The sequence below is a fragment of the Bradyrhizobium sp. AZCC 1719 genome (assembly GCF_036924525.1).
Taxonomy (GTDB): domain Bacteria; phylum Pseudomonadota; class Alphaproteobacteria; order Rhizobiales; family Xanthobacteraceae; genus Bradyrhizobium.
This window is the reverse complement of sequence record NZ_JAZHRU010000001.1, coordinates 5,482,211-5,494,790: the sequence shown is the minus strand read 5'-3', so window position 1 is coordinate 5,494,790 and position 12,580 is coordinate 5,482,211. Positions and strand designations below refer to the sequence as shown.

At 63.4% G+C, this 12,580-nt stretch carries 9 protein-coding genes; 5 read left to right on the top strand and 4 right to left on the bottom strand.

Features of this window, described 5'->3' with window-relative positions:
- The first annotated feature begins 96 nt into the window (after window positions 1–96).
- From dusB to ntrC, 3 genes are read left to right on the top strand one after another with little or no spacing between them, the layout of a single operon-like run.
- Window positions 97–1,098, top strand: a complete 1,002-nt coding sequence (gene dusB / locus V1292_RS25900) for a tRNA dihydrouridine synthase DusB (protein WP_334377167.1) — start codon at window positions 97–99, stop codon at window positions 1,096–1,098.
- On the top strand, window positions 1,095–2,270 hold the full coding sequence (locus tag V1292_RS25895) for a two-component system sensor histidine kinase NtrB (protein ID WP_334375463.1): 1,176 nt from the start codon (window positions 1,095–1,097) through the stop codon (window positions 2,268–2,270). Before dusB ends, V1292_RS25895 begins: the two co-directional genes overlap by 4 nt.
- Window positions 2,271–2,279: 9 nt before the next feature.
- Window positions 2,280–3,722 (top strand): nitrogen regulation protein NR(I), encoded by a 1,443-nt coding sequence (gene ntrC / locus V1292_RS25890; protein WP_065744582.1) that lies wholly within the window; start codon window positions 2,280–2,282, stop codon window positions 3,720–3,722.
- Window positions 3,723–3,858: 136 nt separating this feature from the next.
- Here ntrC and V1292_RS25885 read toward each other — a convergent pair whose 3' ends face one another.
- From V1292_RS25885 to V1292_RS25875, 3 genes are all read right to left on the bottom strand, one after another.
- Window positions 3,859–4,812 carry an MBL fold metallo-hydrolase gene (locus tag V1292_RS25885; protein WP_334375461.1) on the bottom strand — a complete coding sequence of 318 codons (954 nt, stop codon included), beginning with the start codon at window positions 4,810–4,812 and terminating at the stop codon, window positions 3,859–3,861.
- Window positions 4,813–4,902: 90 nt separating this feature from the next.
- Window positions 4,903–6,120, bottom strand: coding sequence for an NAD(P)/FAD-dependent oxidoreductase (locus tag V1292_RS25880; RefSeq protein WP_334375459.1), 1,218 nt, complete (start codon window positions 6,118–6,120; stop codon window positions 4,903–4,905).
- Window positions 6,121–6,650: 530 nt separating this feature from the next.
- Window positions 6,651–7,598, bottom strand: coding sequence for a helix-turn-helix transcriptional regulator (locus tag V1292_RS25875; protein WP_334375458.1), 948 nt, complete (start codon window positions 7,596–7,598; stop codon window positions 6,651–6,653).
- 472 nt (window positions 7,599–8,070) lie between these two features.
- Between V1292_RS25875 and V1292_RS25870 the strand changes: the two genes are divergently transcribed.
- The gene (locus V1292_RS25870; protein WP_334375457.1) at window positions 8,071–9,003 is read left to right on the top strand and encodes a helix-turn-helix domain-containing protein; all 933 of its coding nucleotides are present in this window, start codon (window positions 8,071–8,073) and stop codon (window positions 9,001–9,003) included.
- 19 nt (window positions 9,004–9,022) lie between these two features.
- Here the strand turns inward: V1292_RS25870 and V1292_RS25865 are convergent, their stop codons facing one another.
- Window positions 9,023–9,880, bottom strand: a complete 858-nt coding sequence (locus tag V1292_RS25865; protein ID WP_334377166.1) for a catalase — start codon at window positions 9,878–9,880, stop codon at window positions 9,023–9,025.
- A gap of 375 nt (window positions 9,881–10,255) precedes the next feature.
- Between V1292_RS25865 and V1292_RS25860 the strand changes: the two genes are divergently transcribed.
- Complete coding sequence (locus V1292_RS25860; protein WP_334375456.1) at window positions 10,256–12,574, top strand: sensor histidine kinase NtrY-like; 2,319 nt, start codon at window positions 10,256–10,258, stop codon at window positions 12,572–12,574.
- Window positions 12,575–12,580 lie beyond the last annotated feature (6 nt).

The window sequence follows — 12,580 nt, the reverse complement described above, 5'->3', positions numbered from 1 at the left end:
ATTTGTGCTCACAATATGCGTCGACGGTTGCAATGACGCCGCCGCCCCAACCAAGAGAACGCCGTGACCGGCCCGGAAAGTTCACGCTCTAAGCCGTTGAAAATAGGCGAAATTGCTGTCGCTAACCGGGTCTTTCTGGCGCCGATGTCCGGCGTCACCGATGCCCCCTTTCGACGCCTTGCCGCCACTCTCGGCGCCGGACTGGTCGTCTCCGAGATGACCGCCAGCGACGAACTCGTGCACGGCAGGCCAATGTCGATTCTGCGTTGCGAGACGGCCGGTGTCGGACCGCATGTCGTTCAGCTCGCGGGCTGCGAGGCGCACTGGATGGCGGAGGGGGCGAGGGTTGCGGAGGCGGCCGGCGCCGACATCATCGACATCAATATGGGCTGTCCGGCGCGTCATGTCACTGGCGGCCAGTCCGGCTCGGCGCTGATGCGCGATCTCGATCATGCGCTCAAGCTGATCGAAGCCACGATCGCGGCGGTCAAGGTGCCGGTGACGCTGAAGATGCGGCTCGGCTGGGACGATCGCTCGCTCAACGCACCCGAGCTGGCGCGCCGCGCGGAAGCCGCCGGGGTGCAGATGATCACCGTGCACGGGCGCACGCGCTGCCAGTTTTACAAGGGCGCCGCCGATTGGGCCGCCGTGCGCGCGGTCAGGCACGCGGTTTCCGTGCCGCTCGTCGTCAACGGCGACATCACCTCATTCGTGCAGGCGGTCCGCGCACGGGAAGTGTCGGGCGCGGACGCCGTGATGATCGGGCGCGGTGCGCAGGGCCAACCCTGGCTGCCGGGGCAGATCGGCCGTCGGCTTGAGACCGGACAGGCTGAGACTGCGCCGTCGCTGGCCGAACAACTCGCGCATGTGCGCGCACTCTACGACGAAATCTGCAGCCATTACGGGCTGCGCATCGGACTCAAGCATGCGCGCAAGCATCTCGGCTGGGCGCTGGAGGTGGCGGCGCAGTGCAGCCGCGCGCCGGCGGAGACGCTGAAGGGCTGGCGGCAAAAGATTCTGACGTCGGAGGATCCGCACCGCGTCCACCGGTCGCTGCAGGACGCGTTCGACGATTTCGCATGGAGTGCTGCTGCATGAATTCAGCCGCAGAATATCGCCGCGCCGTGCCCTCCGAAAGCGAGGCCATTCTCAACGCGCTGCCCAACCCGGTGCTGCTGGTGGCGCCGGACGGCCGCATCGTCGACGCCAACATCGCCGCCGAATCCTTCTTCGAGATTTCGACGCAGTTCTTGCGGCGGCAGTCGCTAAAAGAATTGGTGCCGTTCGGCAGCCCACTGCTGGCGCTTATCGACCAGGTGCGATCGAGCGGCTCGCCCGTCAACGAATACAAGGTCGATCTCGGCACGCCCCGCATCGGCGGCGATCGCCAGGTCGACCTGCACGTGGCGCCGCTCACCGAACGGCCCGGCCACATCGTCGTGATGCTGCAGGAGCGCACCATCGCCGACAAGATGGACCGTCAGTTGACGCACCGGAGCGCGGCGCGCTCGGTAATCGCACTGGCCGCGATGCTGGCGCACGAGATCAAGAACCCGTTGTCCGGCATCCGCGGCGCGGCGCAATTGCTGGAGCAGGCGGCCTCGTCCGAAGACCGTATGCTGACGCGGCTGATCTGCGACGAGGCAGACCGCATCGTCACCCTGGTCGACCGCATGGAAGTGTTCGGCGACGACCGCCCGGTGGCGCGGGGGGCAGTCAACATCCATTCCGTGCTCGACCACGTCAAACGCCTGGCGCAGTCCGGCTTCGCCCGCAACATCCGTTTCATCGAGGAATACGACCCGTCGTTGCCGCCGGTGTTGGCCAATCAGGACCAGCTCATTCAGGTCTTCCTCAATCTCGTGAAGAACGCCGCCGAAGCGGTCGCCGATCTCGGCAGCGATGCGGAAATCCAGCTCACCACCGCCTTTCGTCCCGGCGTCCGCCTGTCGGTGCCGGGCAAGAAATCGCGGGTATCGTTGCCGCTGGAGTTCTGCGTCAAGGACAATGGATCCGGCGTGCCGGAAGACCTGCTACCGAACCTGTTCGATCCCTTCGTGACGACAAAACAGACCGGGAGCGGGCTGGGTCTCGCGCTGGTTGCCAAAATTGTCGGCGATCACGGCGGCATCATCGAATGCGAATCCCAGCCGCGGAAGACGACGTTCCGGGTGCTGATGCCGATGTTCAATCCCGCCAAACAGTTCGACCAAAGCAACCGCGACGGCGTTCCGGGTACGCTGCCGCCTGCCTCACAGGACGCAAGATGAGGAATAGCAATGCCCGCAGGTAGCATACTCGTTGCCGATGACGACACCGCCATCCGCACGGTTTTGAACCAGGCGCTTTCGCGCGCCGGATATGAAGTGCGCCTGACTGGAAACGCCGCGACGCTGTGGCGCTGGGTGAGCCAGGGCGAGGGCGACCTCGTCATCACCGACGTGGTGATGCCGGACGAGAACGCGTTCGATCTTTTGCCCCGCATCAAGAAGATGCGGCCGAACCTTCCCGTCATCGTCATGAGCGCCCAAAACACCTTCATGACGGCGATCCGGGCCTCGGAACGCGGCGCCTATGAATATCTGCCGAAGCCGTTCGACCTCAAGGAACTCATCACCATCGTCGGCCGCGCACTGGCCGAGCCGAAGGAGCGGGTGACGAGCGCGGCGGACGAGGGTGAATTCGATTCGATCCCGCTGGTCGGCCGCTCGCCGGCGATGCAGGAGATCTACCGCGTGCTGGCGCGGCTGATGCAGACCGACCTCACGGTGATGATCTCCGGCGAGTCCGGCACCGGCAAGGAACTGGTTGCCCGCGCGCTTCACGACTACGGCAAGCGCCGCAACGGCCCGTTCGTCGCCGTCAACATGGCGGCGATCCCGCGCGACCTGATCGAATCGGAGTTGTTCGGCCACGAGCGCGGCGCGTTCACCGGCGCCAACACCCGCGCCTCAGGCCGGTTTGAACAGGCCGAGGGCGGTACGCTGTTTCTCGACGAAATCGGCGACATGCCGATGGAGGCGCAGACGCGGCTGCTGCGGGTGCTGCAGCAGGGCGAATACACCACCGTCGGCGGCCGCACCCCGATCAAGACCGACGTACGGATCGTGGCGGCGAGTAACAAGGATCTGCGCATCCTGATCCAGCAGGGCCTGTTCCGGGAAGACTTGTTCTTCCGCCTGAACGTGGTGCCTCTGCGCCTGCCGCCGTTGCGTGAGCGGATCGAGGATCTGCCCGATCTTATCAGGCACTTCTTTTCGCTCGCCGAGAAGGACGGTTTGCCGCCGAAGAAGCTCGACACGCTGGCGCTGGAACGGCTCAAGCAGCACCGTTGGCCTGGCAACGTGCGCGAGCTCGAAAACCTCGCGCGCCGGCTGGCCGCGCTTTATCCGCAGGACGTCATTACGGCCTCGGTGATCGATGGTGAGCTGGCGCCGCCGGCCGTCACCTCGGGCGGCAACGCCCCGATTGGCGTGGAAAATCTCGGGGGTGCGGTCGAGGCCTACCTGTCCTCGCATTTCTCGGGCTTTCCGAACGGCGTGCCGCCGCCGGGCCTCTACCACCGCATCCTCAAGGAGATCGAGGTGCCGCTGCTCACCGCGGCCCTGGCGGCGACCCGCGGCAACCAGATCCGCGCGGCCGACCTGCTCGGCCTCAACCGCAATACGCTGCGCAAGAAGATCAGGGATCTCGACATTCAGGTCTACCGGAGTGGCGGCTAGGAATTCATAAGCCTATCCGCCGGCCACGGCCGATCCCGATGCTTGTTTGCCCGCGATCATTGCGCATCCACCGGGAGGCGCGCACTCATAAACGCTATGAGTACGCGCCCTGGTTCGGCCCTAACCCAACAAGCGATCAGTAGTCCCAGATGGCCGGTACCCAACGAAAGGCGTCGCCGTCGACCGCCACATGGCCGATGGATGGGAACGGCAGGTGAGTGGCCACCAGGAGGCCGCCGGTCGCCGCCAGCTCCCGCAAAAGACTGATACGAACGCGGGCCGACTCCTCGGGGTCATGTTCGAAGCCGTTGTACCACTCGGGATGTTCGAACCCGACCGCGAACACGAGGTCGCCGGCGAACGTCAGCCGGTCGCCGCCGGACGCCAGGCGGACCACGCTGTGCCCGGGGGTGTGGCCGCCGGTGCGATGGACGACCACCCCGGGCGCCACCTCGTACTCCTCCTCAAACGGCCGCAACTGGCTACGGTACTCTTTCACGAACCGCTTGGCGGCCGACCGAAGCGCGTCCGGGAATCCCGGCGGCATGGAGACCTGGGAGAAATCGGGCGTCTCCCAGAACTTGATCTCGGCGGCCGCCACGTGGATCCGCAGGTCTGGACGCAGCCGGTCCTTCACCCCGTCGACGAGCAGCCCGCCAATGTGGTCCATGTGCATGTGGGTAAGCACCACGTCGGTCACGGACGCAAGATCAATGCCGGCGGCCTCCAGTCGCTTGATCAACTGCCCGGCCCGCGGCAAGTGCAAGTCCGGGTCGAACCCTAGTCCGGCGTCGACGAGTATGGTTCGGCCGCCGCTACGCACCACGACCACGTTCAGCGCCCAATCGAACGCGTCCGGCGGCAGGAACATCTCGTCCAGCCAGGCCGCCCGGACGGCCGGGTCGACGTTGTGGGCCAACATTGCGGTTGGGAGCGGTAGCACGCCATCGCTGACCACCAGCACGTCAATCTCACCGACCTTCAGCGCGTAGCGCGACGGAACCAACTCGTCGGGCTTCGATCTAACGGGGGGTGCGGTCATGTTGAGGTTCATGTTCTCTCCTGCTGTGTTGCGGATCATCTGATCCATCCTTGAAAACTCGTGCGCTCGATCTTAGCGCTCGATCCTGGGCGGGCCGTGCTTCGGTGGGGCAAGCGCGGCCCGTTTCGTGTGAAGGGCCTAGAGGAAGCCAGTCACATCGGTCACGCGCTCCGGATCGGCCGATGCCAACGCCGCGGCACGCTCGGCCTGCGGCGGATAGATCCAGACGGTGTTGATCTCCTGCTTGGTCTTCTTGGCGACGTCGCCGACCATCTTGACGTTGCGTTCCCAGCCGCTCGTGAAAAGTGCGCCGGCCTCGCCGAGGTCGAGACAAGTGACGTAACCCTTCTGGTGATATGGCTTGGTCGGGACTCCCAGGAGCTCCGCGGCGGCGTTATTGCCGGCAAAGGCGCCCATCCGCGTGGCGTGCTGGCACGACATCAGCGCGTAGTTGCCGACATCGTCACATGCCGCGCGAGCGGCGTCGCCGGTGGCAAAGACGCCATCCACCGACGGCACGCGCAAATCCCGGTCGACAAGCAGCCGGCCGAAATTGTCGCGCTCGGCGGGGATCTGTGCGGTCAACGGTGCGGCGCGAATGCCGGCGGCCCAGATCACGGTCTCGGCTTCAATGCGCTCGCCATCGGAAAGCGTGACGCCGGATTTGTCGAGCGACGCGACGCCGGCACCGAGCCGGGTCTCAACGCCGAGCTTGAGCAGGGCGTCCTCAATGACGGGGCGGGGACCCGCGCCCATATCGGGAGCGATCGCGCTGTTGCGGTCGACGATGATGACGCGCGGGTTGGCATCCTTGCCGAGGATCGCGCGGAGCCGCGCCGGTATCTCGGTTGCCGCTTCGATGCCGGTGAAACCACCGCCGGCGACGACGACCGTGTCGCGCCCGTTCATTGCCGGACGATTGGGCAAGCTATGCAGATGCCGGTCGAGGGCAATCGCGTCGTCGAGTTGGTCGACGCTGAAGCCGTGTTCGGCAAGACCGGGAATGTTCGGGCGGAACAGGCGGCTGCCCGTAGCCACGACCAGGCGATCGTAAGAGAGAGTCTTTCGGGTGCCTTTGGCCGTAGCCATTTGCACCATGCGAGCCTTGGTGTCGATCGTTTCGGCGCTGCCTTGCACGTAGACAACGTCGATAGCTTTGAGGACATCGAGCAGAGGCGCCGTCAGGGTCTCCGGCTTCGATTCGTAGAGCCGGGGACGGACCACCAGCGTCGGCTCGGGTGCGATCAGTGCGATCTCGAGCTCCTCGGGCGAAACGCCCTGGATGTCGCGCAGGCGGGCTGAGGAAAGTGCGGCGTACATGCCGGCGAAGCCGGCTCCTATGATAACAAGTCGCATGGTTTGCTCCTGTGGTTAGATTCTCTCGGACGTGCGCGCGTCATCGCCGCCGCCCTGCATTGGCGGCAAACCTCTTCCGATCGATGACGCAAAGATGATGTGAAACGAGTCCCGGCTGTTACGGTGCGGGGCAGTCCGGCATTAGCGACGTCGGCGTGGGGCGTTCACATGCCGCTCGGCAGCCTCCGGATCCCAAGAGCGAGCCGCGTTGAAAGGCCATCAACGGAGCGGGCTTCGCGGGCCAGTCCTTGTAAAAGATGATGGAACTGACGGGGCGGGCGGTTTGGACGGCATGTGCCGGAACTTCCGTTTCTTCGCCCGCTGCCGAGGTGAAGCGAACGCTCAACGAAAGTCCGTACATGAGTGCGGTGGCGACGACTCTCCGCCGCGGTGCGATTGCAAACGGGTTACCGACGTTCATCCAGGCCATCGTTTATCTCCATCCGGTGTTGGCGTTGTGCCACGCTGATCTAGCGAATTGGATTTGCGACTGCCCCAGAGCGATTGCCGTACCTGTAGAGCGATTGCTGTTACCGAATGCGTCGCCGCCAATCGCTCGGGGTTTCGCCCGTCAGCTTTCTGAACGCGGCAGCAAAAGCGGTCTGCGAGGAGTAGCCAAGCGCGGCTGCGATCGACACGATCGAATCGTCAGTGTCGCGCAGCATGTTCATGGCCTGCTCTAGTTGGTACTGCCGTAGCCAGGCATGCGGCGAAAGCCCGGTACTTTCCTTGAAGGCACGGCAGAAATGGAAGCGCGACAGGCCGGCATCGGAAGCGAGCGCCGCGAGCGAGACGTCCGCATCGGCATCCGAACGCAAACGCTCGATGGCGCGGCCGAGCACCTTCGGCGACAACCCGCCCATGACCGGCTGGATCGTGGTTGGCGAGCCGGTGTGCGCAGCAAGTAGACGCGTGGCCAGGAGGTCCGTCAGTTGCTGCCTGAAGAGCGTATCCAGCGCCTCATTGCCCTCCAAGACATCCGAGGCGCTTAGGAGCAATCGGGACGTGATGGGGTCGGGATGCGCCGTTCGCTCCAAGAGATTGGTCGATGTGGCAATGTCGGCTTCGTCGGCAACGCGCTTCAGCATTGCGTGAGGAAGGTAGAGCTGAACGACATCAACAGGTTTCGGAATATCCCATCGGGAGCTTGATCCTTCCGGAATGATTATCACAACGCCGCGACGAAACGTTCCAATCGCAACCGATCTCCCTGTCCGCCGCTCCATGCGCTGCACCGAGCCGTTGTAAGCCATGATGACGTGATGGGTCATGGGCTCGACGACGTCGTGCAATGGCTCATGTTTCCAGTGGGCGATTCCGGCACCGGAGGCATCCAAAGCCATGTGGAGTGGTTTGGTGTGAAGCACGCGTGCCATCTCCGCATCGGCAGCACGGGAGTCGGCAATCGACGAAGGATCCGCGTCCGACGCGGTGTGGGAATTCACTTGCGAAGAATTGCGCAGGATTGGCTTGCTCATGGCAGTTGCTCGCTCGAAGGGGGCCTTTCGCTCGCGCCGCCGGGCCTGACTTACGGTGCTGACGCGAAGCTGTTGCTTCCTGTCTGACCGTACTGATGCCGCCAAGCGTCGAGAGCTTCGGTGCGCGTTCTAGGCGCGTAGGACTACTGGGTCTTTCCCAAAGCGGCGGTGCTTTGCCTGATCTTGCTGCAAGCGGCCATCAAGCGTTTGTGACCGAAGTCGCTCAACGGTTGAGCAGGGCCGGCCTCTGCCGTCGAATGAGGCAAGGGCCGCTACCATTGCGTGCGCTTGCGTTGAAAACGGGCAACAGCGCTGCCATTCCAAAGCAAGCGGCTGCGTTGTCACAAAGCTGATGAGATAGCGGTCTTGGCCAAACATCGTAGACGGCCGCGCTGTGAAAGCAGATAATACGCATTCATTTCGCTGACGCGCGACGACCAGCCCTTCCAACTTCAAAAGCGAGATAACGCATATGGCACAGGCGGGCGCCTTCGGCGCGAGGCTCGGGCGCTTCTTGCATCTGAAGGATGCGCCGCCGTCACTGGTCACGCGTTCACTGCGCGGCGTTGAACTTGCAGTCACCGAAACGCGCGATGATAACCCGGTACCCGGCCTTTCCGGCTCGCTGACACCGGAGGATGCCTTTCTCGTCAGCCTGAAGCTTCACGATTATCCGGACTGCGAGCTTTGGGAGCGCGGCAAGTGCATCATGAAGAGGGATGTCCGGGCCGGTGCAACCTATCTGTACGATCTCAAGTGCGATCCGCGCTATGTGATCGACAAGCCGTTTCATTCGCTGTTTTTCCATCTTCCGCGCTCGGCGCTCGACGGCATCGCTGAACAGTCTGGCACGCCGCGCATTGGCGATCTTGCGTGTGAGCTCGGCGTCGGCCACGACGACACGGTCGTCCGTCATATCGGCGCCTCGTTCCTGGAAGGATTGCGGCGGCCGTCCGAGGCCAATCAGCTTTTCATCGATCACATGATGCTCGCGCTCACCGCGCACGTTGCCCAGACCTATGGCGGACTGCGGCGTAATACCGAGCTGGCCCGCGGCGGCCTTGCGCCGTGGCAGGTCAAGCGCGCCTGTGAAAGACTGGAGGCCGACCTCGGCGGGACACTTTCGCTGCAACAGATCGCGGCAGAATTCGATCTCTCGGTCAGCCATTTTTCACGCGCATTTCGAATCTCCACCGGCCTGCCGCCGCACCAATGGCTTCTTCGCCAGCGCGTGAAGGCGGCCAAGCAGTTGATGACCGTCCGTGACCTGCCGCTGTCGGAGATTGCGATATCGGCCGGGTTTGCCAATCAAAGCCATTTTACGCGAGTATTTTCGTCCGTGGTCGGCGTCAGCCCGGGCGCGTGGCGTCGTGAGAAGCATGGCGCGCCGGAAGGCGAAACGTGATCGGGGATGTCTCGTCCGCTCAGCGACGCCTTGTCTGCGAGATAGTGTAGGCGGCGCGGCGGGCCGCAAACATCTCGTCCAGCGGATGACCGATGCCTTCGGCCAGAGTTGCCGGATTGAAGACGGGCTCCTCGCACGCATCGTTTGCTTCAACACCGGTGATCACGATAGTTCCCAGCCGCACCGCTTCGCGTCCGTCCTCATCGGGCCATCGGACGGTCACGTCCATGACGGGGTCACCGGGACGATCTAGAAGCGCCATTACGCTGAACCTGATATCGCGAGCCGCGATCCGGGTTTCGAGGTCGTCGTGCAGCAGCCCGGCAGGCTTTACCCTGACCTTGGGCTCGGTCGCCTGTTCGCCAACCGGCGCGACCTTGAACTTGATGAACCTGGTCTCGCCCTTTGAATTCGTCGCGGGAAAAGCGTGCACGCCCCAATAGGTTGTGCAGGCAAAGCTTGCGGGCGGCGGATGCGCGGCTATGTAGCTTGCCTGATGCAGCGTCTCGGGATTGGCAACTGAGAATGCCTCGACCTTTTCCACGTCCGGCCTGCCGTCGGGTCCTGGAATGCGCGCTCGGAGGAAAGCCAACATCTGGTCAAGCGTCCTCGCGAAATGAACCGGGGCGCTCTGTGTGAATATTTCCGAGCTCTGGCCATCGCTGCCAAGCCGGAAGCTGAAACCGCGCAGCAACGTGTCGTTGGTGTCGAGGCCTCCTTCCACCGAGAAGCGCGCCAGCACGCGCGATGGCTTGGTGAAGCTACAGGATTTCGTGATCTCCTTGGCCTGATCGGATGGCGCATAGGTGCCACGAACAGATCGACCGCTGGCAAAGCTGGCACGTGCCTTTGGCGGAAGACCGGCTACCCACTTCATAGCGGCGACGATGGATGCGGGGCTGGCAGGGCCGCGCGGGAACTTGGGCAGGACGGGACCTCGGGTTCGAATGTTGGTGCACGGTTCTGGCCCAGGACGGCTTGGGCGTCTTTCCCGAATCCCCCATGCCTTGTCCGATTCTGCGACAAAGCTTGCCGATGGCATCTTCCCCAATGGGTTGCCGTCACGTTGCGGATAATTGCCTGGTGAGGATGATTCGACGCTTGGCAATTTTACCACTCGCGTGAAAAGAATGCCCGTAAGCTATTGATAAAACAAACATCTTACTGATGCCGCAATTCGGCAACATTGTGATATGAATGCATCAGTCCGCAATTGGCGGGCCATAGCCTTTCAGCTCACCGAATTGCCGGAATGACCACCGCAGAGACGAACTCGGCACCATCGTTCGACCCATCGCTTACCGAATCCGGAGGGGGGATCCTGCGGAAGTGGGTGGCGCCGCTTGCGGTCGCCGTCGCGCTGCTGTCGGCATTTCTGACCTTCATCGTCTTGGCCGGCCTGACGCCGATCGAGCCGACTCGCCAGGTTGTCTATTCGTTCCTGCTGATCAATGCAGCGACCACACTTCTACTGGTCGCAATCATCACCCGCGAAGTCTGGCTGGTGATCCAGGCGCGGCGGCGCGGCCGGGCCGCGGCACGGCTGCACGTCCAGATCGTCAGCCTGTTCTCCATCATCGCCGTGCTGCCGGCCGTACTCGTCGCGATCGTCGCCAACGTGACCATCGACCGCGGCCTGGACCGGCTGTTCTCGGGTCCGACACGCGAGGTCATTGAGAACTCGCTAACCGTTGCCCGCGCCTACATGCAGGAGCACGCAAGGCTTATCCGTGGCGACATCCTGGGTATGACGGAAGATATTGCCCGTGCGCGACCGTTGTATGATCAGGACCGGCGGTCGTTTCAGGAACTGCTGACCGCAAATGCAGCCGCGCGAAACCTGCCAGCCGCGATGCTGGTTGACAAGGATGGCAACGTCCTGGTCACGGCGAAGACCGGCATCCAGCAGGAATTCACGACGCCGCCGCAGGATTTTCTCAGCAACGTCAATGAAGATGAGCCGCCGATCGCGGTCTTTCCCGAAGCCAATTATGTGGCCGCGGTGATCCGGTTGCGCGCCTTTGACGATACCTTCCTTTACGTGGCACGCCTGCTTGATCCGCGTGTGATCAGCCAGCTCAAGCAGACCGAAGCCAGCGTCGCCGAATATGCCCAGATCGAAGCCCGCCGGCTCGGCATCCAGGTCGCCTTCGCGCTGATGTTTGCCGTGATCGCTCTGACCATTCTGATGGCATCGGTGCTGATCGGGCTGAATTTCGCCAACTGGCTGGTGGCGCCGATCCGCAATCTGATGAGCGCGGCCAACATCGTTTCGACCGGCGATCTGCATGTCCAGGTGCCGGTTCACAAATCCGAAGGCGACCTCGCCCAACTCGGCGAGACCTTCAACAAGATGACGGCCGAATTGCGCACCCAGCGCGACGAGCTGGTCAGCGCCTCTGACCTGATCGACAGCCGCCGCCGCTTCATCGAGGCGGTATTGTCCTCGGCCAGCGCCGGCATCATCGGCGTCGACGCCTCAGGCAGTGTCGGCATTCTGAACCGCTCGGCCGAGAAACTCATCGGCCATGCCGAATCCGAGACGCTCGACCATCCGCTATCGGACGTCCTGCCCGAGCTAGACGACATGATGAAGACCGCACGCGAGGGTGCGCAGCGCCTGGTGCAGGGCCAGATCACGATCACCCGCGACGGCCATGAGCGCAACCTGTCGGTCCGCGTCAGCGCCGAGCAGACCAGCCAGTCGCGCGACAGCTACATCATCACGCTCGACGACATCACGGAGCTCGTCTCCGCGCAACGTACCTCGGCATGGGGCGACGTGGCGCGTCGCATCGCCCATGAGATCAAGAATCCGCTGACGCCGATCCAGCTTTCGGCAGAACGCATCCGCCGCAAATTCGGCAAGGTCATCACCGAAGACAAGAATATCTTCGAACAATGTACCGAAACCATCGTGCGACAGGTCGACGACATCAGGCGGATGGTTGATGAATTCTCCCGCTTCGCGCGGATGCCAAAGCCGGTCATGGAGGGCGAGGACGTCGCCGACACCGTCCGGCAGGCGGTATTCCTGATGAAGGTCGGGCATCCCGATCTCGATATCGAGGCCGATATCAAGCAGGACCCGATGCGCGCGCAGTTCGACCGCCGGCTGATCTCCCAGGCGCTGACCAACATCATCAAGAACGCGACGGAGGCGATCGAGCAGGTGCCGCCGGAAGAGCTCGGCAAGGGACGCATCGACGTCATCGCCGCGCGCGAAAACGACGACATCGTGATCGACGTGATCGACAACGGTATCGGCCTGCCGAAAGTGAGCCGCGCCCGGTTGCTGGAGCCGTATGTGACGACGCGCCAGAAGGGCACCGGTCTCGGGCTCGCCATCGTCGGCCGCGTCCTGGAAGACCATGGCGGCCGCATCGAGCTCAAGGACGCCTCCGATTTCCGCCCCGGACAGCGCGGCGCCTGGATGCGGCTGCGGTTCGCCGTATCCGGCCATGCGCCGAAGCAACCGGCTCCGGAGGCAAAACCACAGACTGACGAAACCAATAAGGCGGCATCCGCGACCAATGATGAAACAAAAACCGAAGCCGCAACAGGCAACTGACAAGGC

Excerpts from the sequence above, each read along its gene's own strand:
- V1292_RS25885 (WP_334375461.1), bottom strand. The coding sequence starts at position 4,812 with ATGGATCAGATGATCCGCAACACAGCAGGAGAGAACATGAACCTCAAC.
- V1292_RS25875 (WP_334375458.1), bottom strand. The coding sequence starts at position 7,598 with ATGAGCAAGCCAATCCTGCGCAATTCTTCGCAAGTGAATTCCCACACC.
- V1292_RS25865 (WP_334377166.1), bottom strand. The coding sequence starts at position 9,880 with ATGAAGTGGGTAGCCGGTCTTCCGCCAAAGGCACGTGCCAGCTTTGCC.
- ntrC (WP_065744582.1), top strand. The coding sequence starts at position 2,280 with ATGCCCGCAGGTAGCATACTCGTTGCCGATGACGACACCGCCATCCGC.
- V1292_RS25880 (WP_334375459.1), bottom strand. The coding sequence starts at position 6,120 with ATGCGACTTGTTATCATAGGAGCCGGCTTCGCCGGCATGTACGCCGCA.
- V1292_RS25870 (WP_334375457.1), top strand. The coding sequence starts at position 8,071 with ATGGCACAGGCGGGCGCCTTCGGCGCGAGGCTCGGGCGCTTCTTGCAT.
- V1292_RS25895 (WP_334375463.1), top strand. The coding sequence starts at position 1,095 with ATGAATTCAGCCGCAGAATATCGCCGCGCCGTGCCCTCCGAAAGCGAG.
- V1292_RS25860 (WP_334375456.1), top strand. The coding sequence starts at position 10,256 with ATGACCACCGCAGAGACGAACTCGGCACCATCGTTCGACCCATCGCTT.